Genomic DNA, 24,365 nt, shown 5'->3' on the forward strand with positions numbered 1-24,365 from the left:
GAGCAGTCGGCCCTAGGCCGACCGGTGACGAGGGTCGCCTTTTCTTTGGTGACTTTCTTTTGGCGAAGCAAAAGAAAGTTACTGCCCTGTCGGGGGCACATCCCGACGCGGCCTCACACAATGAGCAATTGCAATTCGCGAATAGCGGAGCAGGCCTTCGATACGCGAATGCGTACCCTGCCCTGAGGTATCGAAGGGTCAGGCTGAGCGGCCGGTGCTGTGTGAGCGGCCCATGGCGCGCGAACCAGAACCAGGGATCACCCACATGACAGCCCCCCTCGTCCCCCAACCCCGCCCCACTGGCGCCCTGGCTCTCGACACATTCGAGCTCACCAAGCGCTTCGGTGCCTTCACCGCCATGGACAAGGTCTCGCTGAAGGTCAGGCCAGGAACAGTCCACGCGTTGCTCGGCGAAAACGGCGCCGGCAAGAGCACGCTGGTGAAATGCGTGGTTGGCTACCAACGAGCCGAAGAAGGCGCTGTGCTGCTCGATGGCCGCGAGCACGACATCAGCTCGCCGGTGATCGCACGCGACTTGGGCATCGGCATGGTCTACCAGCACTTCACCGTCGTGCCCGGCATGACGGTGGCCGAAAACCTGTTGCTCGCACGCGGCCACCTGCCGGCGGTGATCGACTGGAAAAAAGAGCGCGCCGCGCTGGCCGCCTTTTTAGAGACCACGCCCTTCAAGCTCGACCTCGACGCCACGCCGCAAGAGCTGTCGGCAGGGCAGAAGCAGAAGCTCGAAATCTTGAAGCAACTGCTGCTCAAGCCGCGCCTCTTGATCCTTGACGAACCCACCTCGGTGCTCACGCCACAAGAAGCCGACGAGGTGCTGGGCCTGCTGCGCGACCGCGCGCATGCCGGCGATTGCAGCATCGTCCTCATCACCCACAAGTTCCGCGAGGTCACGGCCTATGCCGACGACGTGAGCGTGCTGCGCAAGGGCAAGCTCGTGGCCGCACACCGCGTCGCCGAGACCACGCCGCAGCAGCTGGCGGTGGAGATGGTGGGGGGTGACGATGATGCGAAACGTGAGTTCGCCGCGCCGCAGCGCGCCGAGCGAGAGCGGGGCGAGCCGCGCTTGCAGGTGAAGCTGCTCACGGTCGATGGCGACCGCGGGCAGATTGCCGTCGACGGCCTGAGCGTCATCGTGCATGCCGGCGAGATCGTCGGCGTGGCGGGTGTTTCGGGCAACGGCCAGCGTGAGTTGGCCGAGGCCTTGGTGGGCCAGCGCCGCAGGGTGTCGGGCGAGGTCTGGGTGGGGCATGGCGACCAGCAGGAAAAGTTCACCGGCACCCGCTCGCAGAACCGCCGCCTCAAGGTGCGCAGCCTGCCCGAAGAGCCGCTGCGCAATGCCTGTGTGGGCGACCTGAGCGTGTCCGACAACATCGGCCTGCGCACCTTTGACATCGCCCCGGCCGCACGCATGGGCTGGCTGCGTGGTGGCACGCTGCGCGAGCGGGCACGCAAGCTGATCACCGAGTTTGGGGTCAAAACACGCGGCGAGCTGGCGCAGATTCGTTCGCTGAGCGGTGGCAATGTGCAGCGCGCCGTGCTGGCGCGCGAGCTGAGTGACGACGCCGATGTGCTGATCGTCAGCAACCCGGTGTTCGGCCTCGACTTCGCGGCCGTGGCCGAGATCCACCAGCGCCTGATGGACGTGCGCAACCGCGGCGGCGCGGTGCTGCTGATCAGCGAAGACTTGGACGAGCTGCTCGCTTTGTCAGACCGCATCGCGGTGATGAGCGAAGGCAAGGTGGTGCACGAGACCGATGCGCGCCAGGCCGATCGGAATCGCCTTGGTGCGTTCATGGGGGGCGGTGCACATTGATCGGTTTTTTTGGACGCAGAGGACGCGAAGAAAGACGCAAAGGTCGCAAAGAAAGCCTTGGTGTTCCTTTGCGACCTTTGCGTCTTTCTTCGCGACCCTTGCGTCCAAAGACCACCTCACACCACCACCATGATCACGATTGACGCGCAACCCACCCCCTTCAGCTTCGACCCGACCCATACCGCGCTGGTCATGATCGACATGCAGCGCGACTTCATCGAGCCCGGCGGCTTCGGTGCCACGCTGGGCAACGACGTGTCACTGCTGGCGCCGGTGGTGCCCGCAGCGGCTGAGCTGATCGCCTGGTGCCGCGCGCAGGGTGTGCTCGTGATCCACACGCAAGAGTGCCATGCCCCCGACCTGCACGACTGCCCGCCCGCCAAGCGCTTGCGCGGCAAGCCCAGCCTGCGCATCGGCGACCCTGGCAGCATGGGCCGCATCTTGATCAAGGGCGAGCCTGGCGCCGGCTTCGTGCCCGCGCTGCTGCCGCAAGAGGGCGACATCGTGATCGCCAAGCCGGGCAAGGGCGCGTTCTACGGCACACCGCTCACCGAAGAGCTGCAGTCGCGCGGCATCACCCACCTGATCTTCGGCGGCGTGACCACCGAGGTCTGCGTGCAGACCACCATGCGCGAGGCCAACGACCGCGGCTACGAGTGCCTCATCGTCGAAGAGGCAACCGGCTCCTACTTCCCCGAGTTCAAGGAATCGGCGCTGGCCATGATCCGCGCGCAGGGCGGCATCGTGGGCTGGACGGCCCGGCTCGGTGATGTCATGGGCTCGACGCCAGCGGGCTGAGCGCAGCGCGTTTTGGGGGCTTCAGAAATTCCACGTTCGGATAGGTCAACATACTGTCTTCGACATCACGAGGACAGAGATGAAGCGACTGCAACACATCGGTTTGACGCTCGGCCTGGCGGCCGCGTCCGGCGCGGGCTGGTGTGCGCCGCTCACCTACCCTGAGTCACCCCGCAAGCCGGTTGAAGACCGTTTTCACGGCACGGCCGTCAGTGAAGACTACCGCTGGCTCGAGCAGACCGACTCCAAAGAAGTCACCGCCTGGATCGCCGCGCAAAACACGCTCACGCGCCAGGTGATCGACGCCTTGCCGCAGCGCAAGCTGCTCAAGGAAGAGTTGTTGCAAATGGTGGGCAGCGGCAAGGCCAACCGCTTTGGCTTCGACTACTCGGGCGGCAAGCTCTTTGCCATGAAGCGGCAGCCGCCTAAGAACCAGAACGTGCTGGTGATGCTCAACGGCCAAGCCGAGCTGGCGTCGGAGCGGGTGGTGCTCGACCCGACCGTGCTCGACGCCAGCGGCAAGACCACCATCGACTGGTTCAAGCCCTCGCGTGATGGCAAGCTCATCGCCGTGTCGCTGTCAGAAAACGGCAGCGAAGATGGCACGCTGTATGTCTACCGCACGGACACCGGCAAGGCGCTGCCCGATGTGGTGCCGCGCGTGCAGTACCCCACCGGCGGGGGCAGCGTGGCCTGGGCCACCGATGGCAGGGGCTTCTACTACACGCGCTACCCGCAGGGCAGCGAGCGCCCGCCTGCCGACGCCAACTTCTATCAGCAGGTGTACTTCCACAAGCTGGGCACGCCGGCCCAGGCCGACAAGTACGTCATCGGCAAAGAGTTTCCCCGCATTGCCGAGGTCGCCTTGCAGGTGAGCGAAGACGGCCGCCATCTGCTGGCCGACGTGGCCAACGGCGACGGCGGCGAGCATGGCTTCTACCTGCGCAGCAACGGCCGCGCCTGGCGCCGCATTGCCGGCTACACCGACGGCTTTCGTCGAGCCGAGTTCGGCCGCGATGGGCGGCTCTACGCGCTCGGCCTGAAAGGCTCGCCGCGCGGTCGCGTGGTCGCCATGCAGCTCGGCAATGCCAAGGCCAGCTTCACCAGCGCGCCCACCGTGGTGGCCGAATCAGAGGCGGTGATCGAAGCCTTCTTGCCCACGGCCACCAAGCTGTATGTCGAGGTGTTGGTAGGCGGGCCATCAGAGCTGCACACGCACACACTCGATGGACGGCTGCTGGGCACGCTCAGCGCACAGCCCATTGCCAGCGTGAACCTGGGCACGCGCCTGGAAGGCGATGCCATCCTCTTCGGCAGCCAGAGCTTCGTGGAGGCTTTCAGCTGGTACGCCTACGACGGCGGGCGCAGCGGCGCCACCCCGGTGAAGACCGCGCTGTCCGATGCGCCTGCGTTCGCGGTTGACGGCGGCTTGCCTGGCGCCGAAGCGGTGCGCGAGATGGCCACTTCGAAAGACGGCACCAAGGTGCCCGTCAACATCGTGCGCATGAAGGGCACACCGCTCGACGGTGCGCAGCCGGTGCTGCTCACCGCCTACGGTGGCTACGGCGTCTCGATGCGCCCGCGCTTCTCGCGCCACACCGTGGCCTGGCTGCGCCATGGCGGCGTGTTTGCCATGGCCAACATACGCGGCGGCGGCGAGTTTGGTGAAGAGTGGCACCTGGGTGGAAACCTCACCAAGAAGCAGCGGGTGTTCGACGACTTCATTGCCAGCGCCGAGCTGCTGATCTCGCGTGGCTACACGCAGCCAGGCAAGCTGGCCATTGAAGGCGGCAGCAACGGCGGCCTGCTGATGGGTGCGGCGCTGGTGCAGCGGCCCGAGCTCTTCCGTGCGGTGGTCACCTCGGTGGGCATCTACGACATGCTGCGCGTGGAGCTCACGCCCAATGGCGCCTTCAACGTGACCGAGTTCGGCACGGTGAAAGACGCAGCGCAGTTCAAGGCCCTGTACGACTACTCGCCGTATCACCACGTAAGCAACGGCACGGGCTACCCCGCGGTGCTGCTGACCACAGGCGAGCACGACGGCCGCGTCGACCCCTGGATGTCTTACAAGATGACGGCGCGCCTGCAAGCGGCCAACCCGGCGGGGCGGCCCGTGCTGCTGCGGGTGGCGTCGGATGCGGGGCATGGCATCGGTACCTCGCTCGCGTCCGAGATTGACGAGCAGGCTGACGAGCTGGCCTTTCTCTTCGACCAGCTCGGCATGCGCTGAGCAGCGCACATGGCCAAACGCACGCACGCGGCCATCTGGGCCAAGGCCTTCGAGCGCAGCCTCACGGCGATGACGCGCGAGAGCCTGCGCCTGGGCCGGCGCAACCTGGGCCGTACCGTCAATGCAGTGAAGGCCAGCAAGCCACAGCGCGCCGCACCGCCGGGAGACGGTGACTGGATTGCCGGCATGGCCGTGGGCCTGAACGGCGTGCGCCGCTTCAAGCTCTATCGCCCACCCGGCCTGGTGTTTGGCGAGCAGCTGCCGCTGATGGTGATGCTGCACGGCTGCGGCCAAGACGCGAAGAGCTTTGCCACCAGCACGCGCATGAACCGCATCGCCGCGCGCGAGCGCTTCCTGGTGCTCTACCCCGAGCAAGACCGCCTGGCCAATGCGCAAGGCTGCTGGAATTGGTTTGACACGCGCTCGGGCCGCGCCTATGGCGAGGCGGCGCTGATCATGAACGCCGTAGACCAGGTGTGCCTGCTTTACAGCGTCGACCGCGCACGCATTGCGGTGGCGGGCTTGTCGGCCGGCGCAAGCATGGCGGCGCTCTTGGTCACGCGCCACCCCGAGCGCTTCAAGGCCGTGGTGATGCACTCGGGCATACCGCCCGGCACAGCGCACTCCACAGCCTCTGCGGTGAGCGCCATGCACGGGCTGCGCGGCACCCGTGCGCTGCAGGCCACGCCCGAGGCAATGGATGCCTCGTGGCCGCCGCTGATGGTGATACACGGCGGTGTAGACCGCGTGGTCGCCGCGAGCAACGGCCAGGCCGCGGCGCAGATCTGGGCTGATGCCGCCGGCGCGCAGGCCACGCCCGAGCGCAGCGTGCAACGCGGCCAACGCTACGGCATGAAGGTCACCGAGTACAAGCGCCGCGGCAGCGCCGTGGCCACGCTGGTCGAGGTGGATCGACTGGGCCACGCCTGGAGTGGCGGCGCCGCACGCCAGCCTTACAGTGACGGCCAGGGCCCGGACGCATCACGCATGGCCTGGGCCTTTGCGGCGCGGCAGTTTCGCGCCTGAGTATTCAATCTTCGGGACGTGCACCATGGCAGCCAGGAACAGCAACGAAAACTTTGCAAGGGCGACCAGCGTGGCCGAGCTGACCGAGCAGAACATCCGCGCGATCGTCGCGCTGGAGCGCTCGGCCCGTGCCCATGAGAGCCAAGTGACTCGTGTGGCCCACCACATTGCAAACTTCTGCGGCACGCTGCCGTTTTTGTGGATTCACGTGGCCTGGTTCAGCGGTTGGATCTTGTTCAACACCCTGGGCCCCGCGCCGCACCCCGACCCCTACCCCTTCACCTTTCTCACGCTGCTGGTCTCGCTAGAGGCGATCTTCTTGTCGACCTTCATCATGATCAGCCAGAACGAAGAGACGCGGCTCACCGAGCGCCGCAACGCGCTCGACCTGCAGGTCAACATGCTCACCGAGCAGGAGAACACCAAGATGCTGCGCACGCTGGGCAAAATCGCCGCCAAGCTCGGTATCCCTGACGATGACCCGAGCAGTACGGTGCTTGAACAGGCCATGCGACCCGACAAGCTGGCCGAGCAGATCGACCGCATCAGCGGCGAGGCAGGCTGACGCATGCGACACCTAGGAACCCCATGAGCCCCCATATCCTGCAAACCCTCACCGACGCCCGCGCTGCGCTCGACGCCTTGATCGCCAACGACACCACCTGCCGCGCCATTGACGCTGCAGGCCACCTGCTGGCCGACACCTTCGAGCGCGACGGCCGGGCCTTCAGCTGCGGCAACGGCGGCTCCATGTGCGATGCAATGCACTTCGCCGAAGAGCTGTCGGGCCGCTACCGCAACAACCGGCGCGCACTCGGGGCGGTGGCCATCAGCGATGCGAGCTACATGAGCTGTGTGGCCAACGACTACGGCTACGAGCATGTGTTCTCGCGCTACCTCGAAGCCCATGCCCGCAAGGGCGACGTGCTGGTGGCCATCAGCACCAGTGGCAGCAGCGGCAATGTGCTGGCGGCGGTGCGCGCAGCCAGGCAAATCGGCATGAAGGTGATTGGCCTCTCAGGCAAGCCCGGTTCGACCTTGGGCACGCTGGCCGACGTCGACATCTGCACGCCAGGCGGGGCCTATGCCGACCGCTCGCAAGAGCTGCACATCAAGGTGATCCACATCTTGATCGAGTCGGTGGAGCGCAGGCTGTTCCCGGAGAACTACGCGGCGGTGTGAGTGGCCCTTCGTTCCCGTTTTCACGGGAATGACGACGGTTGGCTACTTGCGCCGCAGCGCCGTCAGCAGCTTGGCGCGCTCAGCGCCTTCGCTCACTTGCTCGGCCAACATCACAAAGAGCTGCTCCTGCGAGCGCGCCTTGACCGCGGCCTTCTTCACCACGATGCTTGCGATGGGCCCCATGTGGCTGCTGAGCACGCGCGTGGCATGGGCCAACACCTCGGGTGCAAGGGCTAGACCCACAGTCGAGCCTGCAGTGCTCAGTGGCGCCGCGCCGGTCACCTTGGAGCTGCCGCTCACGTGGCTGCCGCCGGTGGCCACGGCAAATTTCGCCAAGAAGCGCTGGCGCTCCTGGTCGGATGGCAGGTGCTCGCACAAGCTGGTCTTCAAGCCGCTGATGTCGCCGTGCGTCTTGGCCGCCTGGCGCACCATCACCTTGGCCATGGGGCCGACGAACGAGGCCAGGGCCAGCTCCACCTGGTGCAAGGTGGCCGGGTCCCAACCCGGCACGGTGGTGCTGGCCGAGCGTGGCACGTCGGTGGGCGGGTCCAGCACGCCGACGGCGGGTGCCGGTGCGCTGTGGTCGTTGACCACGATGATGGTGGTCTCGCCGGTGTCAGCCTCGGCCGAGAGGTCGCGCTTGGCCAGGGCGGCCCGAAATTCGGCCACGCTCTGGTAGCGGTCGGCCGGCTTCTTGGCCAGGGCCTTGGCCACGATGGCGTCGTAAAACGCGGGCCGCCCGGCCTCGGGCACTTGGCTCGGGGGCGTGGGGTGCTCGTTGAGCACCTTGTACATGACGGTCTCGGCCGAACCCTGGAAGGGCGGGCGGCCGACCAGCATGCCGTAGAGCAGGGCGCCAGCGGCGAACACGTCGATGCGGTGGTCGACGTTTTCGCCTATGTACTGCTCGGGCGCCATGTAGCCCGGCGTGCCGATGGTGGAGGTGATCTGCGTCAGCACCACCGACTCGATGCGCGCAATGCCGAAATCGGTGACCTTCAGCTGCCCGCTGTTGGTGACCAGCAGGTTGGCGGGCTTGATGTCGCGGTGCCACACGCCGGCCTTGTGCGCGCAATCCAGTGCGGCCAGCAGCTGGTCCATCAGCGTCAGGATGTCGCACTCGGGCGGGCGCGGCGTGCCGTTCAATATTTGCGAGAGCGTGCGGCCCTCCACGTATTCCATCGCGATGTAGGCGGTGGCGTCGTCTTCGCCGTATTCGTAGATGGCCACGATGCCGGGGTGCGACAGCCGGCCCACGGCACGCGCTTCGTTCTTGAAGCGAGCAGTGGTGCTCGAACCCGAGAGGTCTTGCCCGATCAGCGCCTTGTGGATGGTCTTGATGGCCACTGGCCGGCTGATGACCGGGTCGAAAGCCTTGTAGACGACGCCCATCGCACCTTTGCCGAGCACGCCGGTGATCGGGTATTTGCCAAGGCGCTCGGGGTGACTCATCGAAAGATTGTCGGGCTCAGCTGTCGAGCATCTTCATCGCGTGGACCATGCTCTTGCGCATGCGCGTGAACGATTGCGCCAAAGTGCCGATCTCGTCTTTCGACTTGACGGCGAACTCTGGCGCGTCGAGCTCACCCAGGCTCACACGGTCTGACAGGCTGGACAAGCGGCTCACCGGTTGAATGACGAGCTTCCACAGCATCAGGTTGAGCGACAGGCCAATCAAGATGAAAACACCCGCCAGCAAGCCCATCACGACTCCAAAAGCGCGGTCAGCACGTGCCAGCGGCACCGACATGGGCACCGACACCACCTGCGCGCCCAGCACTTCGTTGAGATTCCAGCCGAAGCCGTTGGCCGGGCCGTATTTTTCCACCAGCGGCTTGGGAGCGGCATCGACCGTGCTGTGGCAGCGCAGGCAGTCGGGGTTGCCGATCTTGATCGGGCGGGCGATGTAGGTCACCAGGCCGGCCGGCGTGAGGCGCTGGCCGATGAACTCGGTTTGCGACGGCGATTGCTTGAACTGCGAGATCACGTCTTCTTCCCAGTCTTGCGCGCGGTCACGCGGGTTGGTGGGGTTGAGCATGGCCGGCTTGTAGGCGTACTCGGGGTGCTCCTTGCGCAAGGCGTTGAGCACCTCAGAGGCCGAATAGGCGGGCACCGACTGCGGCAAGAAGGTGTAGGTCATCTGCGTCTGCAGCAGCGGTGCCACTTGCGTGGAGGTGTAGCTGCTGACCGCCATCGCGCTTTCCATCAGCAGGCGCGCGCGGTCCAGCACTTCTTCGTGGGCGCCCTCTTGCAACAGCTTGCGCGCGACGTAGCTCGAAGCGCCCAGGCCAAGCGCAAACACGACCAGGAACACGAGGTTGAACTTGACGAGCAGCTTCATGGTTGTCTTTTGATTTGAGAGAAGCGTGGAGCCCGATCAGGGCTTGGCGCCGTAGCGGGCCGCATCGCTGGCGGCCGGCTTGGGCAAGTATTTTTCGGGGTAAAGGGTGCGGTCCCACTCCGGGTGGGCGCGCATGTTGGCCGCCAGCCCGTCGCGGAAAGCGGGGTTGTGCGCCAGCGGTCTCCAGCGGGTGACGAAGTGGCTGCGCAACCCGTCGGCATCGACCCAGGCCTCGGCGTCTGCATAGGCGATGTCGCCCAGCGGTTTGGGCTCGACCTCGCGCGCCTTGAAGAGCGCGGCACGTGAGGGCAGGGTGTCTAGAAACGCGCGCGGCAGGCGCTTGATGAACGCTGGTGTAGGGCGCTGCGTGACGGTGGCCTTGGCGTCTCCCGCACGGGCAAAGAACTCGCCGCTCTTCAGCGTGATCGTGCTGTTGGCGGGCTTGCTGCTGCGGCGCTCTTGCAGCGTGGTGTCGCCCGACTCGGCAAATGCAAAGGCCTCATCAGGCGTCACGATGAACACTGCGCTGCGCGCTACCCCTTGCACGTCAAAATCAGGTGACGAGAAGGTGGCTGCCGCAGGGGCAAGCGGTTTGGTCACGGTGATCTTGGCCACGCCGCGCAGCAGGTGCAGGCGCGCAGGCATGCGGGCGCGGTCACCGCTCAGCTTGGGCGCGAGCAAGGTGCGTGAGTCAGGCCCCAGATCGAGGATGAGCCCATCGCTGAATTCGATGCGCAGCAAGCGGCCCTTGGCGGTAACTTCGACGATGTCGTCTTTGGCCAGGCGCACGCCTTCGGTCAGTTGCAGGCGTGCTGCATCGCGGATCAGCACCGCTTCGCCGTCGGCGATGGTCACAGTGGCCAGCGGTGCGGCGGCCCACAGCGCCTGCGAGCAGGCGAGCCAACACATTGCGAAAGCGCTTTTCCAGACGACGAGTTTCATTGGTTTTCCGGATTGATAACAAACCCCAGCCACTTCATTTGGCTGAGATATGTCGCTAATCAGGTTGGTTTTTATGGTGTGAGGCAGGGCGCACCTCAAACGGGAAGCATAGCGGCATGAATGCGCAATTCACCCTGTAAGAAGCACCGGTGTGCGGGGCAAGGGGCCTGAAAACATGCGACGAAAGTCACGAAACTGCGGGTCGCGCCCCGCGGGCCTGTCGGGCTTACAAATGCCCGGTGGCGGGCCGTGCGCTGTGCAGCTTGTGGATGGTGATTTTGCGCACCTCGGCCTTGCTGGCCTCGATGTGGGTGCGCAGCATCAGCTTGGCCGGGTCGGCGCGGCGCGCGAGGATGGCGCGCAGGATCTTGGCGTGCTCGTCGTAAGTGGCGGCCACGCGTGGCGGCTGGGTGAAATCAAGCCGGCGCACGATGCGTATGCCGTCGGTCACGTCGGCGTGCACACGGGCCATCTGCAGGTTGCCGGCGGCCGACACCAGGGTGGTGTGGAAGGCCTCGTCGAGTGCGGCGACTTCGGTGGTGTCGGCCTTGCGGTCTTTCTCGGGTACCAGCCAGATGGACTTGAGCAGGCCCAGGTCGGGCATGGGCACGGAGGTGCAGAGCCGGTCAACGGCTGTGCACTCCAGCATCACGCGCAGGTCATACAGCTCTTCGAGCTTGCGAAAGTCAAACGGCGCCACGCTCCAGCCGCTGCGAAAGGCGACCTTCACATAGCCTTCGAGCTCCAGGCGGAACAGGGCTTCGCGTACCGGGGTGCGCGACATGCCCAGGCGCTCGGCCATGTCGCTTTCAGTGAAGCCGTCGCCGGGCAGCAGCACGAAGTCGAAGACGGCGGCCTTGAGCCGGCGATAGGCGCTCTCGGAGCGCGTGAGGTCACGCGGGTTGACGGGGCTTGCTGTGGCCTGCGCGGGGGTCTTCTTCTTGGCCGGGGCTTTCATCCCAACAAGCTTACATGCGCGGCCACCACGCGCCAGCCCTCGGGCGTCTTCATCCAGGTCTGGCTTTGGCGGCCAGGCTTGGCACCGCCTTCGCGCTGGAATTCGCAGTTGGCGGTGGCGTAGTTGTCGCCGTAGGTGGTGATTTCGGTGCGCAGAAGTGTGCGTGCCAACCCGGTGGCGGGCCGTGCGGCGCGAAAAGCCCGGATGGCGGCGTAACCGTAGAGGTTTTCGCCCACGCCATAGCGCAGGGTGTGGGGGCTGCTCCAGAACAACTCGTCGAGCACGGCGACCTTGTTGTTGACGAGTGCGTCTTCGTAGCGGTCGAAGGCGGCGGTGACTTCGGCGAGCACGTCGGGGCGGTTGATGTCCATGGTTTTGGGTCGGTGTGGGGCTTCGATACCTCAGCCTGAGCGGACTGAGTGGACTGAGCAGACTGAGCAGACTGAGCGGACTGAGCGGACTGAGCGGACTGAGCGGACTGAGTGGATCTTGGAATTTTTCGCGCACCCCCATCCGCTCAGCCTGAGGTATCGAGGGCCCACGCAAGAGCTGCTCAGTGCCATCAGATCCCCGCCACCGGCGAACACGCCACGCCGCTCGCCTCCAAGGCCCGCGCCACGCGCAGCGCCAGGTCTTCGCGCCATGGCGCCGCAATCACCTGCACGCCCAACGGCAAAGCGTTGCGCCCCTCGGGCCACAAGGGTGCGGCCACCACCGGGCAGCCTGCAAACGAGATCGGCTGCGTGAGCAGACCCATGGACGGCCGCGCCGGCACGCTTTGCCCGTTGAGCTCGAAGCTCTCGGCGCCCAGAGGTGTGGCCTGCACCGGTGTGGCGGGGGCGAGCAACACGTCCCACCGCTGGAACAGCGCTTGCACCTTGCTGCGGTACTCGCGGCGAAAGCGCTGCGCGCGCAGGTACCAGTCGACCGGCTGCAGCGCACCGGCAATGAAGCGGTCGACCGACAGCGGCTCGAACTCGGCCGCGCGCTCGCGCAACAGCGGCAGGTGCAGCGAGCCGCCTTCGCTGGCGGTGGTGACGAAGGCCGCCACGCGCGCCAAGGCGGCATCGGGCCAGGTGACACCGCGCGTGGCTTGCAGCGCCGTGGCCGCGAGATCAAGCGCCTTGCGGGCGACGGGGCCGGCGTTGTCTTCGAAGTAGCCGTTCAGCACGCCGATGCGCAGGCCGTTGAGGCTGTTGCCGATCTGCGCCAGTGTGGGCTGCACCCGCAAGGCGTGGCACCCGGGGTCGAGGGCATCGGGGCCTTGCAGTGCGTCGTAGCTGGCGGCCAGGTCTTCGACCGTGCGGGCAAATGGCCCCAGGTGGTCGATGCTCGCCACGAAGGGGAAGCTGCCACGTCGCGAGAGCCGGCCGAAGGTGGGCTTCAAGCCCCACACGCCGCACAGCGACGAGGGCACGCGTATGGAACCGTTGGTGTCTGACCCGAGCGTCACCGGCACCTGGCCCGCCGCCACCGCCGCGCCGCAGCCGCCCGACGAGCCGCCCGCCGTGTGCGCCAGGCGGCGCGGGTTGTGGCAGGCGCCGTAGTGCGTGTTTTCAGTGGTGAAGCCGTAGGCGAACTCGTCCATGTTGAGGGCACCCACCAGCACGGCGCCCGCGGCCTTCATGCGCTGCACCAGCACCGCATCGGCCGTGGCCGCGGGCTGGCCGTTGCGCACTTTGCTGCCGGCGCGGGTGGTCAGGCCTTCGATGTCAAACAGGTTTTTCACTGCATAGGGCAGGCCGGCCAGCGGCGGCAACGCCTCGCCGCGAGCGCGCATCTTGTCGATGGCCTGGGCTTCGCGCGTGGCGCGCTCGAAGGTGCCGTCGGTGAAGGCGTTGACGCGCGGGTCGGTGACCTCGATGCGTGCAATGCAGTGCTCTAGCGCTTCTTCGGCCTGCATGTCGCCGGCATGCACTGCGCGAACGATGTCTAGGCCGGTGATCATGTCGTGGCTGCTGGCGAAGCTCATTCGCCGGCGGTGCCGCCGCCCGTGGGCGGGAAGGGCGCGGGGCAATAGATCTCGGCTGGCTCCAGCTCGGGGTGCAGCGGCATGTCTTGCAGCGCGGCCACCATGGCCTGCGTGCGTGCCAGGTGCGTGGCCACACGCTCCACCTGGGCATCGCCGAGTGGTAGGGCCAGGAAGCGTGCGGTGGCCCGCACGTAGTCTTGAATCTCGCTTGAGCTCAACGCCTCACCTCTCTTTGGAATATCTCCAGGCTGAGCTTCTTGGTGGCGATGAAGCTCGGCTCAGACAAGGTGGCCACGGTGCGCGGCCTCGCATCTGCATAAGGCAAGATTTCGGCCACCCGGGTCGGGCGCTTGGTCAGCAGCAGCACCTGGTCGGCCAGGTACACGGCTTCTTCCAGATCGTGCGAGACCAGCACCATGGTGGTGCCCGTCTGCAAGAACACCTCTTGCAGCTTCTCGCGGATGAAGAGCGTCATTTCGAAGTCGAGCGCCGAGAAGGGCTCGTCGAGAAACAACACCTCGGGGTTGGGCGCCAGCGCCCGCATGATCGACGCCGTTTGTTGCTGCCCACCCGACAGCTCGTAGGGGTAACGCTTGAGATCGAACTTGACGTCGAACGACGCCACCAGCTCTTGCATGCGGCGGTCGACCTCCACCTTGCTGCGGCCTTCGAGCACCAGCGGGTAGGCGATGTTGTCGATGGTGCGCATCCACGGGAACATGGCCTCGCGGTAGTTCTGGAACACGTAGCCGATCTTGGTGTCTTTCAGGCTCTTGCCGTCGAACAAGATTTGCCCTGAATCGATGGGGATCAGCCCCGCGATCATGTTGATCAGCGTCGACTTGCCGCAACCATTGGGCCCGAACACCGAGACGATCTTTGACTTGGGGATGTCGAGGTCGAAGTTCTCGTACAGCGGCCAGCCGGCAAAGTATTTGGTGAGGCCACGAATGGTGATGTGCGTGCCCGCCGGGCCGGGCTCGAAGGCCGGCTTGGGCACATCAGCGAACACCGGGCCGTTCAGAACTGCAGACATGGCTTAGCCTCCGATTGAGAATGGGGTTGCGGTACCTCGGAGGTCATGGCGAGCGCAGCGACGCTTGATCGAGCCACGCCCGCGGAGCCGGCTTTGCCGGGCCGCCAGGCGGGGCCCCTTGGGGGCGGGAACGAAGCGACTGGGGGGCTCACACTCATCTTCCGCTCCAGTGAACAATGCGACGCTCTGCCATCAGGAAGAGGATGTTGAGCGCATAACCGAGCGCACCAGCGGCCAAGATCGAGGCGTACATGTCACGCACGTTCATCACCTGCTGCGAGTTGATGATGCGGTTGCCCAGGCCGCTGTCGGCGCCGATGAACATCTCGGCCACGATCACGATCACCAAGGCCATAGACACCGCCGAGCGCAGGCCGACGAAGGTGGGTTGCAGGCTCTCCCAGATCAGCACATCTTTGAACACCTGCCAGCGGGTGGCGCCCATCACCTTGGCGGCCATCACGCGCTGCTTGCGCGCGTTCATCACGCCATAGGCGCTGTTGAACACCACGATGAGCAGCGCGCCGAAGGCGGCGATGGCCACCTTGTTGACGTCAGACACGCCGAAGATCATCAAGAACAACGGGATCAGCGCTGACGAGGGCGTGGAGCGAAAGAAGTCGATCAGAAACTCGACGCTGCGGTAGGCCTTCTCTGAGCTGCCCAGCAGCACACCCAGGGGCACGCCCACCACGGCGGCGATCAGAAACGCCTGCAGCGTGCGCCACACCGTCACGGCAAAGTCGGTGAGCAAGGGGCCACCGGCCAGGCCGCTTGCGAGCGCGCCCAGCGCATCCAGCGGCGGCGGCAACAAGATGGCTTTGATGAAGCCCAGGCGCACCGCCAGGTCCCACACGATGAAGAGCACGACCGGCCCGATGAAGGGCAAGGCCTTGTTCCATTTCGGCTCGCGCGGCGCGGCGGTCGGGGCGTTGGCGGCAGGGGGCGACCAGGGCTTGGAGCTTGGGGCCGGCTCTGCCGCTGCTGATGGAATGGCGTCCATCACGTTCAGCCTTTGTAGAGCATCGAGTCGACCATCAGGCGTTTCGTGAAGATGCCTTTGTCGGCGAACAGGTCGAAGAACTTCTGGAAGTGCGCCACGTCGGCTGGCGTGAATTCGTTGTACATCATGTAGGCCGCCAGCGGCACCTCGCTGGTGAGCGCACCTTCGATCGGGGTGTAGCCCTTGAGGTATTGGCGCGCCTCGACCGACTTGCTGCGCACGTAGGCCACGCCCTTGCCGTAGGCCGCCACAAACTTCTTCGCCGCCTCGGGGTTCGCCTTGATGAACTCCGACGACAACGAGGCCGAGCCACCGAACCATGGCGCCGTCGGGTCGCCCAGCACGTAGCGCGCGATCACGCCGGGCTCAAGCACTCGCGTGCTGCCGTTCATGCGGCCGATGGTGCCGGTGGGCTCCAGCGTGTAGGCGGCATCGACCTGGCCTGCAGCGAGCGCGGCCACGTGTTGGCCTATGGGCAGCTCGACCACCGTGGCGCCGGTGGCGCCGCCGCGCTCAAGCACGGTCTTGGCGAGCGTCACGTTTTGAATGCCGGGGCCTGAGGCGACGCGCTTGCCCTTCAAATCGGCCATCACCTTGGCGGGGCTGGCCACCGGCACGATCACTTCGTCGAGCACGTTTTTCACGTTGCTCGGGTTGGAGCAAAAGATCTTGAAGGTGCCGGGTTGGGCGATCTCGCCTATGGCGATGTTCGCCGAGCCGGTGCCGTTGGCGGTGCCATCGGCGCGGCCCGAGAGCACGGCCTCCATCACCTGCTGCGCGCCTGCAAACTTGAGCGGCTCCACATCGAGGCCGGCCTCTTTGAAGTAGCCCAGTTCGATGGCTGTGTAGAACGGCAGGCCGGCGGCAATCGGCCAGTAGCCGATGCGAATCTTGGGGCCGGTTTGCGCACGCAGGAAAGGCGCGCCCAGTGCGAGCGCAGTGCCCACGGCGACGAGGCGGCGGCGGCGGTTGTCGAAAAGGTTGCTGCTCATGAAGGGTCTCCGGTTGAGAGGGGTGGGCCAGGGATCAGGCGGGGGTGGGTGATGTGAGCGAGGCGAGGTAGTTGCGCCAGCCGCCGAACGAGGTGATGTCTTGTGCGCCCGCGAGCGCATGGGCCTCGCAGATGAAGCCGTGCACCGAGCTGCCGTCGGCCAGGGTGAGGCTGCCCAGCCCCAAGGGCGCAGGGATCAGCGCGAGCAAGGAGCCGATGGACGGGAGCGGCACGTCCCAAACCTCAATGGCGATGGCCGAGCCGCCCGAGGCCACGCGCAGCAGGCCGGGCTTGGGCGGCACGGTGCCGGGCAGGGCAAACAAGCGGTACTGCGCCGCGGTGTGGGTGGCCATGCGCAGCCGCCCACCGCGATCGGTGAGCTGGCCGTTGAGCGGCAGGCCGCTCAGGTGGGCGCCAACCACCGCCAGCGCGAGCGTGGGTGCAGCGGCCGGCGCGCGTGTCAGCTGCTCGTCGAGCACGGCCTGGTGGCCGAGCGCGCCCAGCGGCAGCGCCAGCTGCGCCTGCCAGGCTGCGCCGAAGCGGGCCAGTGCGGTGTCGTGCGCGGCGGGTGCGATGAAGGTCACGCCGAAGGGCAGGCCGCTGTCGGTGAAGCTGAAGGGCAGGGCCAGCGCGCACCACCCCAGCAGGTTGACGAAGTTGGTGTACGCGCCGAGCTGCCCATTGGCGCCCAGCGGTTCGAGCGCCACCTCGGCCATCGTCGGGTGGCCCGGCGCGGTGGGCACCATCAACACATCGGCCTGCTGCCAAAAGGCTTGCGTGTCGCGCTGCGCGGCGCGCAGCTTGTACTGGCCGCGGAAGGCATCGGTGGCGCTGAAAGCCCGTGCGCTCTCGACGATCTGGCGCACAGCTGGGTCGAAGGCCGCGGGGTTGTGATCAAGCAGCTTCTGCACCGTGGCGTGCCGCTCGGCCACCCAGGGTCCGCCGTAGAGCAGCTCGGCGGTGGCGTGCAGCGGCGAGAAATCGAGCGGCACCACTTGATGCCCCAGCGATTGCACATGCGCCGCCGCCTTGGCGAAGGCCGCGCGGTAGCCGTCCGCACCCAGCGGGTTGCTGAAGATGGGCCGTGCCGGGATGCCCACGCGCAGCACCGGCTTCAGGCGCGCCGGGCCTGGCTCGAAGTGGCTGTAAACGTCGCTCGCATCTGGCCCTTCGATGACCGAGAGCACCAGCGCCGCATCGTCGACGGTGAGCGCCAGCACCGAGATGCAGTCAATGCTGCGGCAGGCCGGCAGCAGGCCGCCCGTGCCCACACGGCCCGGCGTGGGCTTGAGGCCGACGATGTTGTTGAAGCCGGCCGGCACTCGGCCCGAGCCGGCGGTGTCGGTGCCGAGTGCAAACGGCACCTGGCCCATGGCCACGGCATAGGCCGAGCCCGAGCTGGAGCCGCCGCTCACGTAGGCCGCATCAAAGCTGTTGGGCACGGCGCCATAGGGTGAGCGCGTGCCGACCAGGCCAGTGGCGAACTGATCAAGGTTGGTCTTGCCCACGGGAATCGCGCCGGCATCGACCAGCTTTTGCACCGCGGTGGCATGCGCGGTGGCCGGGCTGCTCGCGTAGCCCCTGCACGCCGCCGTGGTGGGCAGGCCGGCCACATCGATGTTGTCTTTCACGCCGAAGGGCATGCCCAGCAATGGCAGGGTGTCGAACACGCCAGGCCCCTGGCTGATCAGGCTGGCGTCGCAGGCGTCGGCGCTGGCCATCAGGGTTTCGCAGGGCAGCAGCGAGATCCACGCCGGCCGGGCCTGCTGCGCCTGCTCGGCCAGAAAACGCAGCATCAGCTGGCGCACCGTCAAGGTGCCTGCACGCAATGCCTGCTGCAGCTCCCGCAAGGTTCTGGGTTCGGTCATGTGTGGCTGCCCTGTTTTTGTGCGTTCAATCTTGTATGCAAGATTGCTAGCAGAAGGCGTGCCAGTGGGATGCCCTGAATCGAACCGGGGCTGTGTTGAAACTGGCTTGCCGCAGCGAGCGGCCGTGCCTCATCGCCACCTGGGGCGCAGCGCGAGCGGCGGCGTCAGGAGCGTGAGAACGAAGCGTCGAAGGGGCCCTGCTCGCACTCCGGCCAGCTTGGGAGTCGAAGATCAATCGCCAAGGTTTCGATGAGCCAGCGCGAGTGGTTCACGATCTCGAAGTTTGTTCAACGCGAGCGGCACGGCAAACCAACCCGGCTCGGCAGTTGAGCGAGCACTCATGGTCTGGCCCTGGCCAGCGCGCGGGGGTGGGGTCTGTACATCAGCACGTCGCGCGGCAAGACCTCGACGGGCGTGGAAGAGCCCGCGCTGTTTTCAGAACCGGGCGTGTTCCTGGTCCGCGCCGACGGCACGCTGTACTACGGCGCCGTACAGACGATGCCGTTCGCCCGGCCCCACTTTGACGAACTGATGGCGGCGGTGGATTTCGCCGTGGCCAAGGACTACCCCGCCCGCGGCGAATACACCGGTGCGGTCTGACCACCCATCCAACGGCGCTCGCTGTCAGCCCCCGCGTGTCAGCGCTCGCGCCGCAGCTGAGCACGGCTGTGGCCCGTCCACATTGACCCTTTGCCCGACACTCGCGCCCGCGAGAGTCGGGTACTTGCATCTTTCGCCAGCCAGCTGTCGAACGCGGACAACTTTGGCTGAACCGGTGGAAACCCGCTCGGGCGTTTCGGGCCCGATCCCAACAATCCGTAAAGCGCTCTTAGCACACGGCGCGACTTTGACGCACCGAGGCACTTTCGCAGCCTTCCCCTCATGGAGCACCCGAAACTGAGCATCTCGATGGCCTATGCCACGGCCCTGATGACGGCTGGGGGTGTGTTGCCGCTGCAAGCCGCGAACCTGCTGGCCGAACTGGACGTGCCCGACGATCCGGCGGGTCAACTGAGCGAGCAGCAGTTTTCTTTGCTGTACCGCTCACTGGCCGTGGCGCTCGACGACGAGTTGATCGGCCTGTGTTCACGCCCCATGCCCGCCGGCGCACTGAAGCACACCTGCTTGGCGCTCATGGATGCCAAGACCTTGATGGTGGCGCTGCATCGGTGGTCGTGCATGTACCGGGTGACGACGAATGACCTTCGGCTGCGGGTGACCACCAACGACGGCATTGCCCGAATCGCCATTGAACGCACGCCCACGGGCACCCGATTCGAAGCCTTTGCGGTCGAGATGGTGCTGAAGCTCGCGCATGGGCTTTCCTCTTGGTTGGTCGGGCGACAGCTTCCGCTGTTGCGGGTGAACTTTCACTTTGCCCGCCCAGCGTTCGCAGACGACTACAAGGTGCTGTATCCGGGGCCGGTTCGGTTCGACCAGGAAGAGCCGTCGATCGAGATGGAGGCGAGGTTTCTCCAACTGCCGATTCGCCGGTCCAGGCCGCAGCTGGACGAGTTCTTGAAGCGGGCACCCGAAGACTGGATCTTCACGCGTCAACGCAAGCCACCGCGCTTGAGCATCCGCTTGCGAGACCACTTGGCAGAGATGCTTCCGAACCAGGTGAAGGCAGAGAGCGCGGCCGAGGCGCTTGCCGTTTCTGGGCGCACCATGCACCGACGGCTCACCGAAGAAGGCACCAGCTTTCAGCGGGTCAAGGACGAGGTTCGGCGAGACCGCGCCAAGCACTTGCTCGCCAAGACCGAACTGCCCATGGGCAGCATCAGCGAAGAACTCGGCTTCGACAACGTCGCATCGTTCCATCGTGCGTTTCGCAGTTGGACGGGCTACACACCGGGTGCCTTCCGCAGCCACGAGTACCCCACGATTTGAGCATCGAGGGGCACCGAGAACTGCGGTCTCGTCATCCGAATACCCCCACGCAGCAAGCGCAGCGAAGGTGATCCGTCTTTGCGAAGCACGCGCACGTGTCGAGCGTGCGTCGGTGGCGGCTTGGCGGCTCTTCCTCAGAGCATGAATTGTGTGAACAGCCCCACTGTGGCTTAGCGAGTTTTGCCAATCCCAGTGTCCGAATTCGACAAGTTGAACCCAGGTCGTAGTAACCCTAGCGATGAGATTTGAACGCCTGTCCAGAATGGATTTGTGCGCTTCAAAACGCAGCACACAAGAGCGTTGGCAGGCCTCTGAATTGGGGGGCGAAAGCAACGTCATTCCACCACCGACCGAGACATCCAAATGACAAACCTCACACTCAAAGCCGTGACCTGCGCGGCCATCGCCTTGTGCGCCCTGCCAGGCGTGAGCCACGCACAAAGCACGGCCACCAAGTACCCCGTGGTGCTGGTGCACGGCCTCTTCGGTTTCGACAACAACCTGCTGATGGGCGACTACTACAACGGCGTCGCTGCCGACCTCAAGCGCAACGGTGCCAAGGTGCTGGTGCCTGAAGTGCCTGCGGTCAACTCCAACGAGGTGCGTGGCGAGGCCTTGCTCAGAATACTCAAGCAGTACCAGGCCACTTACGGCTACACCAAGTTCAACCTGATCGGCCACAGCCAGGGCGGCCCGACCATTCGCTATGTGGCAGGCGTGGCACCTTCGATGGTGGCATCGGTGACATCGGTGGGCGGTGTCAACAAAGGCACACCCGCTGCCGATGCAAGCTTGGCCTCCGGCACGGGGGTGTGGGGCACTCCACTGGCGCTCTTCATCACGGCCATTGCCGGCAATGTGTCTGCCACCAACCTGAATGCTGCGCTCTATTCCTTGAGCACGAGTGGTGCCGCTGCGTTCAACAGGAAGTTCCCGGCCGGCATTCCCACCACCGCTTGTGGCTCAGGTGCCGCCACGGTCAATGGCGTGAAGTACTACTCGGCCAGTGGCGCGTCGGTCTACACGAATGTGTTGGATGCCTCCGACGCGCTCATTGGTGCGGCTTCGGTCAGCCTGATCGGCCAAGCGAGCGACGGGCTGGTCAGTAGCTGCTCTGCGGGCCTGGGCACGGTGCTGAAAGTCAACTACCGCTGGAACCACTTCGACGAGGTAAACCAACTCGGCGGCTTGCGCGGCGTGTTCTCGGAAGACCCGGTGGCGTTCTATCGCACGCAGGTCAATCGCCTGAAGACCGCGGGGCTGTGATGTCGACGTCGCTGCACATGAACGCTGAAGGGCTGACGCGTGCTGCAAAGCCGTGGGCGGTCTCTGTGTTGGTCGTCTGCATCGTTGCAGCGGCACTGGCCTGGACGTTCCGTTGCAGCGATTGCGAACGCACACCGAGTCGGGGCGGGCCATCTGCCGCCCCGGCCCTCATCAAGCCGGCGGCAGTGGTGCCGCCCCCACCGATCTCCACCTCTGCCGTTGCCGACGCGGCCACTCCGCTGCGGTCGCTCGCTGCCATCGAGAACGCGCTGTTTGTCAAAGGCTCGCTGCGGGGCACCGAAGCGCCCCCTTGGGGTGTGGGGCGCGATCAACCCCTCAAGCCGAACCGTGCCCTGAGGAACCGGTTCGACTACTGCCTGCTCGCCCTGAGCGAAGCCAGCCTGCCCGAGTTGACGGCCATGATTCAAGCGCAGGCGCAGCGCGACCTTGGCACCGCCACAGCCCGCGAGGTCATGGAAGTCTGGGATCGTTACCTCAAGCTCCAGCAGCACCCCTTCCAAGTGGCTGCGAACTTGGGCGACCCGATGAGCATGCAAGCCGCACTGCAAGAACACCGGCAGGTGCGCCAAAGCCTGCTCGGCGTTCACTGGGCCACAGCGTTCTATGCGGACGAAGAAGAACGGCTTCAAACCGAGATGGAGAGCGCGTTGACAGGCGCTCCGCCTCAGCGCAGCAACGTCGAAGCGGCGTTGATGTCCAGCCCACAACCTGGGAGCGACCTCGAAGCCTTGCAGCAACAACGCACCCAGCACTTCGGCCCTGAAGCCGCCCAACGCCTTGCCGCACTTGACCATGAGCATGCCGAATGGGATCGGCGAATCGAATCGGCCCGCGCCAAGGTGCAGGCTTTGAAGGGCGCACAGGAACTCTCTGAGACCCAACGCACTGCGGCCATCAAGCAGGTGCTGGACACCGCATTCCCCGACCCGACAGAGCAGCTTCGTGCCGGTGGTCTCGTCGGTGATTAACCGCACGGTGCAATTTGGCAACCCGTGCGCGCGGACAGATCGCATCAGGCCGTGTCGCCGCCTTCAGCGCGCGCCAGCCATCGCGGCGACGGCGATTCTTGTAAGCCTATTGAGTCGGCATGGTTCAACTTTAATCTCCGTTCGCCCTGAGCCCGTCGAAGGGTGCGACGTGCACTGCGCTGGCTCCCTTCGACAGGCTCAGGGCGATCGGAATACAGGCTCAGCCCGAACGGTTCAAGTTCATGGGTGCCGACTCAATAGTTCGTCAGCGCCGCTGCCTTCGCACGCGCCGTGTGCAGCTTCTTGACGCTGTCGATCAGACGCTCGTGCCGATCGAGCCCTTCAAGCTTCATGCTCGTCGGTGCAAGGCCAAAGAAGCGCACGCTGCCGTCCACGGACCCCAGCACCGCGTCCATTTGCGCATGGCCAAACATCCGGCGGAAATTGGGCACGTAGGCTTCCAGTTCCAGGTCGTCGTCCAGCACCACCGTCAGCACTGCATCCATCGCCCGGTAGAACAAGCCACGCTCGACCGTGTTGTCGTTGTATTGCAGGAAAGCGCCCACCAGTTCCTGCGCCGCTTCGAGCTGCTGCAAGGCGAGATGAATCAGCAGCTTCAACTCCAGGATCGTGAGCTGACCCCACACCGTGTTCTCATCGAATTCGATGCCAATCAAGGTGATGATGTCGGTGTAATCATCCAACTCACTGTCTTCCAGGCGGTCAATCAGCGCTTGCAGCGCCGCATCGTCGAGGCGATGCAAGTTCAGGATGTCTTCACGGAACAAGAGCGCCTTGTTGGTGTTGTCCCAGATCAGGTCTTCCACCGGGTAGACCTCGGAATAATCCGGCACCAAGATGCGGCAGGTGGCGGCGCCAAGTTGGTCGTACACCGCCATATAGACCTCCTTGCCCATGTCCTTGAGGATGCCGAACAGCGCCGCGGCTTCATCGGCATTGGAGTTCTCGCCCTGGCCGGAGAAGTCCCACTCAACGAAATCAAAGTCGGCTTTGGCGCTGAAGAAGCGCCACGACACCACGCCGCTGGAATCGATGAAGTGCTCAACGAAGTTGTTGGGTTCAGTCACTGCATTGCTGGCAAAAGTGGGGCGAGGCAGATCGTTCAGGCCTTCAAAGCTGCGCCCCTGCAGCAATTCCGTCAGGCTACGTTCCAGCGCCACCTCCAGGTTAGGGTGCGCGCCGAATGAGGCAAACACGCCGCCGGTGCGCGGGTTCATCAAGGTGACGCACATCAAGGGATAGACGCCGCCCAACGACGCGTCCTTCACCAGCACCGGGAAGCCCTGGTCTTCCAACCCCTGAATGCCGGCCACGATGCGCGGGTACTTCGCCAGAACTTCTTTTGGCACGTCGGGCAGCGCAAGTTCACCTTCCAGGATCTCGCGCTTGACGGCCCGCTCGAAGATCTCCGAGAGACATTGCACCTGCGCTTCCGCCAAGGTGTTGCCAGCACTCATGCCGTTGCTGACGTACAGGTTCTCGATCAGGTTGGACGGGAAGAACACCGTCTCGCCATCAGACTGGCGCACGTAGGGCAGCGAGCAAATGCCGCGTTTGGAATTCCCGGAATTGGTGTCGATCAGATGCGAGCCACGCAACTCCCCGTCAGGGTTGTAGATACGCAGGCAGTACGCATCAAGGATTCCCTCCGGTAGCGCATCATCGGCTCCGGGCTTGAACCAACGCTCATTCGGATAGTGCACAAACGCTGCATTGGCGATGTCTTCGCCCCAGAACTGCCCACCGTAGAAATGATTGCAGTTCAGCCGTTCGATGAATTCGCCCAGCGCCGACGCCAGCGCGCTTTCCTTGGTCGCCCCCTTGCCATTGGTGAAACACATCGGCGAATGTGCATCGCGGATGTGCAGCGACCATACGTTGGGGACGATATTGCGCCACGAGGCGATTTCGATCTTCATGCCCAGGCCGGACAGAATCGCCGACATGTTGGTGATGGTCTGCTCAAGCGGCAGATCCTTGCCCGCGATATAGGTGCTCACGCTGGCATCCGATGG

At 65.2% G+C, this 24,365-nt stretch carries 22 protein-coding genes; 10 read left to right on the forward strand and 12 right to left on the reverse strand.

The annotated features are described in order from the left end of the window. Window positions 1-265 precede the first annotated feature (265 nt). From AC30QB_RS00005 to AC30QB_RS00030, 6 genes are all read left to right on the forward strand, one after another. Complete coding sequence (locus AC30QB_RS00005) at window positions 266-1,834, forward strand: ABC transporter ATP-binding protein (protein ID WP_489544127.1); 1,569 nt, start codon at window positions 266-268, stop codon at window positions 1,832-1,834. 129 nt (window positions 1,835-1,963) lie between these two features. Continuing rightward, window positions 1,964-2,632 carry a cysteine hydrolase family protein gene (locus tag AC30QB_RS00010; protein ID WP_489544128.1) on the forward strand — a complete coding sequence of 223 codons (669 nt, stop codon included), beginning with the start codon at window positions 1,964-1,966 and terminating at the stop codon, window positions 2,630-2,632. 79 nt (window positions 2,633-2,711) lie between these two features. Continuing rightward, window positions 2,712-4,865, forward strand: coding sequence for a prolyl oligopeptidase family serine peptidase (locus AC30QB_RS00015; RefSeq protein ID WP_489544129.1), 2,154 nt, complete (start codon window positions 2,712-2,714; stop codon window positions 4,863-4,865). A 9-nt stretch (window positions 4,866-4,874) separates the two neighbouring features. After that, window positions 4,875-5,891: an extracellular catalytic domain type 1 short-chain-length polyhydroxyalkanoate depolymerase gene (locus AC30QB_RS00020; RefSeq protein WP_489544130.1), complete on the forward strand. Its 1,017-nt coding sequence runs from the start codon at window positions 4,875-4,877 to the stop codon at window positions 5,889-5,891. Between the two features lie 25 nt (window positions 5,892-5,916). Further along, a complete protein-coding gene (locus AC30QB_RS00025) occupies window positions 5,917-6,456 on the forward strand; it encodes a DUF1003 domain-containing protein (RefSeq protein ID WP_489544131.1) in 540 nt (179 codons plus the stop codon). Between the two features lie 23 nt (window positions 6,457-6,479). After that, window positions 6,480-7,073 (forward strand): SIS domain-containing protein, encoded by a 594-nt coding sequence (locus AC30QB_RS00030; RefSeq protein WP_489544132.1) that lies wholly within the window; start codon window positions 6,480-6,482, stop codon window positions 7,071-7,073. Window positions 7,074-7,115: 42 nt separating this feature from the next. On the opposite strand, the gene AC30QB_RS00035 is transcribed toward AC30QB_RS00030, so the two are convergent. The 11 genes from AC30QB_RS00035 to atzF form a co-directional block, all read right to left on the reverse strand. Then, complete coding sequence (locus AC30QB_RS00035; protein ID WP_489544133.1) at window positions 7,116-8,525, reverse strand: serine/threonine-protein kinase; 1,410 nt, start codon at window positions 8,523-8,525, stop codon at window positions 7,116-7,118. A 16-nt stretch (window positions 8,526-8,541) separates the two neighbouring features. Continuing rightward, entirely contained in the window at window positions 8,542-9,414 is an 873-nt protein-coding gene (locus tag AC30QB_RS00040) for a c-type heme family protein (RefSeq protein ID WP_489544134.1), read from the reverse strand. A 36-nt stretch (window positions 9,415-9,450) separates the two neighbouring features. Further along, on the reverse strand, window positions 9,451-10,356 hold the full coding sequence (locus AC30QB_RS00045) for a FecR family protein (RefSeq protein WP_489544135.1): 906 nt from the start codon (window positions 10,354-10,356) through the stop codon (window positions 9,451-9,453). 226 nt (window positions 10,357-10,582) lie between these two features. Beyond that, the gene (locus AC30QB_RS00050) at window positions 10,583-11,314 is read right to left on the reverse strand and encodes a GntR family transcriptional regulator (RefSeq protein WP_489544136.1); all 732 of its coding nucleotides are present in this window, start codon (window positions 11,312-11,314) and stop codon (window positions 10,583-10,585) included. After that, window positions 11,311-11,685 (reverse strand): oxalurate catabolism protein HpxZ, encoded by a 375-nt coding sequence (hpxZ, locus tag AC30QB_RS00055; protein ID WP_489544137.1) that lies wholly within the window; start codon window positions 11,683-11,685, stop codon window positions 11,311-11,313. The genes AC30QB_RS00050 and hpxZ overlap by 4 nt, the downstream gene beginning before the upstream one ends. 191 nt (window positions 11,686-11,876) lie before the next feature. Next, window positions 11,877-13,286 carry an AtzE family amidohydrolase gene (locus AC30QB_RS00060; RefSeq protein ID WP_489544138.1) on the reverse strand — a complete coding sequence of 470 codons (1,410 nt, stop codon included), beginning with the start codon at window positions 13,284-13,286 and terminating at the stop codon, window positions 11,877-11,879. After that, window positions 13,283-13,504, reverse strand: coding sequence for a DUF4089 domain-containing protein (locus AC30QB_RS00065; RefSeq protein WP_489544139.1), 222 nt, complete (start codon window positions 13,502-13,504; stop codon window positions 13,283-13,285). The genes AC30QB_RS00060 and AC30QB_RS00065 overlap by 4 nt, the downstream gene beginning before the upstream one ends. After that, window positions 13,501-14,322 carry an ABC transporter ATP-binding protein gene (locus tag AC30QB_RS00070; protein ID WP_489544140.1) on the reverse strand — a complete coding sequence of 274 codons (822 nt, stop codon included), beginning with the start codon at window positions 14,320-14,322 and terminating at the stop codon, window positions 13,501-13,503. Before AC30QB_RS00070 ends, AC30QB_RS00065 begins: the two co-directional genes overlap by 4 nt. Window positions 14,323-14,476: 154 nt before the next feature. Further along, window positions 14,477-15,325, reverse strand: a complete 849-nt coding sequence (locus AC30QB_RS00075) for an ABC transporter permease (RefSeq protein ID WP_489544141.1) — start codon at window positions 15,323-15,325, stop codon at window positions 14,477-14,479. A gap of 5 nt (window positions 15,326-15,330) precedes the next feature. Next, the gene (locus AC30QB_RS00080; RefSeq protein WP_489544142.1) at window positions 15,331-16,317 is read right to left on the reverse strand and encodes an ABC transporter substrate-binding protein; all 987 of its coding nucleotides are present in this window, start codon (window positions 16,315-16,317) and stop codon (window positions 15,331-15,333) included. Between the two features lie 34 nt (window positions 16,318-16,351). Next, entirely contained in the window at window positions 16,352-18,184 is a 1,833-nt protein-coding gene (gene atzF / locus AC30QB_RS00085; protein ID WP_489544143.1) for an allophanate hydrolase, read from the reverse strand. A 414-nt stretch (window positions 18,185-18,598) separates the two neighbouring features. Here atzF and AC30QB_RS00090 point away from each other — a divergent pair, with 414 nt between their 5' ends. From AC30QB_RS00090 to AC30QB_RS00105, 4 genes are all read left to right on the forward strand, one after another. Next, window positions 18,599-18,784 (forward strand): hypothetical protein, encoded by a 186-nt coding sequence (locus AC30QB_RS00090; RefSeq protein WP_489544144.1) that lies wholly within the window; start codon window positions 18,599-18,601, stop codon window positions 18,782-18,784. Window positions 18,785-19,066: 282 nt separating this feature from the next. Beyond that, a complete protein-coding gene (locus AC30QB_RS00095) occupies window positions 19,067-20,074 on the forward strand; it encodes an AraC family transcriptional regulator (protein WP_489544145.1) in 1,008 nt (335 codons plus the stop codon). Between the two features lie 363 nt (window positions 20,075-20,437). Next, window positions 20,438-21,340 (forward strand): esterase/lipase family protein, encoded by a 903-nt coding sequence (locus AC30QB_RS00100; RefSeq protein WP_489544146.1) that lies wholly within the window; start codon window positions 20,438-20,440, stop codon window positions 21,338-21,340. Further along, window positions 21,340-22,329 (forward strand): lipase secretion chaperone, encoded by a 990-nt coding sequence (locus AC30QB_RS00105; protein WP_489544147.1) that lies wholly within the window; start codon window positions 21,340-21,342, stop codon window positions 22,327-22,329. The genes AC30QB_RS00100 and AC30QB_RS00105 overlap by 1 nt, the downstream gene beginning before the upstream one ends. Before the next feature lie 254 nt (window positions 22,330-22,583). Here AC30QB_RS00105 and AC30QB_RS00110 read toward each other — a convergent pair. Then, the coding region (locus AC30QB_RS00110) for an OsmC domain/YcaO domain-containing protein (RefSeq protein ID WP_489544148.1) at window positions 22,584-24,365 on the reverse strand (1,782 nt) is incomplete at its 5' end.

Source organism: Rhizobacter sp., assembly GCF_046595475.1.
Lineage (GTDB): Bacteria > Pseudomonadota > Gammaproteobacteria > Burkholderiales > Burkholderiaceae_C > Rhizobacter.

Excerpts from the sequence above, each read along its gene's own strand:
- AC30QB_RS00005 (WP_489544127.1), top strand. The coding sequence starts at position 266 with ATGACAGCCCCCCTCGTCCCCCAACCCCGCCCCACTGGCGCCCTGGCT.
- AC30QB_RS00010 (WP_489544128.1), top strand. The coding sequence starts at position 1,964 with ATGATCACGATTGACGCGCAACCCACCCCCTTCAGCTTCGACCCGACC.
- AC30QB_RS00015 (WP_489544129.1), top strand. The coding sequence starts at position 2,712 with ATGAAGCGACTGCAACACATCGGTTTGACGCTCGGCCTGGCGGCCGCG.
- AC30QB_RS00020 (WP_489544130.1), top strand. The coding sequence starts at position 4,875 with ATGGCCAAACGCACGCACGCGGCCATCTGGGCCAAGGCCTTCGAGCGC.
- AC30QB_RS00025 (WP_489544131.1), top strand. The coding sequence starts at position 5,917 with ATGGCAGCCAGGAACAGCAACGAAAACTTTGCAAGGGCGACCAGCGTG.
- AC30QB_RS00030 (WP_489544132.1), top strand. The coding sequence starts at position 6,480 with ATGAGCCCCCATATCCTGCAAACCCTCACCGACGCCCGCGCTGCGCTC.
- AC30QB_RS00035 (WP_489544133.1), bottom strand. The coding sequence starts at position 8,525 with ATGAGTCACCCCGAGCGCCTTGGCAAATACCCGATCACCGGCGTGCTC.
- AC30QB_RS00040 (WP_489544134.1), bottom strand. The coding sequence starts at position 9,414 with ATGAAGCTGCTCGTCAAGTTCAACCTCGTGTTCCTGGTCGTGTTTGCG.
- AC30QB_RS00045 (WP_489544135.1), bottom strand. The coding sequence starts at position 10,356 with ATGAAACTCGTCGTCTGGAAAAGCGCTTTCGCAATGTGTTGGCTCGCC.
- AC30QB_RS00050 (WP_489544136.1), bottom strand. The coding sequence starts at position 11,314 with ATGAAAGCCCCGGCCAAGAAGAAGACCCCCGCGCAGGCCACAGCAAGC.
- hpxZ (WP_489544137.1), bottom strand. The coding sequence starts at position 11,685 with ATGGACATCAACCGCCCCGACGTGCTCGCCGAAGTCACCGCCGCCTTC.
- AC30QB_RS00060 (WP_489544138.1), bottom strand. The coding sequence starts at position 13,286 with ATGAGCTTCGCCAGCAGCCACGACATGATCACCGGCCTAGACATCGTT.
- AC30QB_RS00070 (WP_489544140.1), bottom strand. The coding sequence starts at position 14,322 with ATGTCTGCAGTTCTGAACGGCCCGGTGTTCGCTGATGTGCCCAAGCCG.
- AC30QB_RS00075 (WP_489544141.1), bottom strand. The coding sequence starts at position 15,325 with ATGGACGCCATTCCATCAGCAGCGGCAGAGCCGGCCCCAAGCTCCAAG.
- AC30QB_RS00080 (WP_489544142.1), bottom strand. The coding sequence starts at position 16,317 with ATGAGCAGCAACCTTTTCGACAACCGCCGCCGCCGCCTCGTCGCCGTG.
- atzF (WP_489544143.1), bottom strand. The coding sequence starts at position 18,184 with ATGACCGAACCCAGAACCTTGCGGGAGCTGCAGCAGGCATTGCGTGCA.
- AC30QB_RS00095 (WP_489544145.1), top strand. The coding sequence starts at position 19,067 with ATGGAGCACCCGAAACTGAGCATCTCGATGGCCTATGCCACGGCCCTG.
- AC30QB_RS00100 (WP_489544146.1), top strand. The coding sequence starts at position 20,438 with ATGACAAACCTCACACTCAAAGCCGTGACCTGCGCGGCCATCGCCTTG.
- AC30QB_RS00105 (WP_489544147.1), top strand. The coding sequence starts at position 21,340 with ATGTCGACGTCGCTGCACATGAACGCTGAAGGGCTGACGCGTGCTGCA.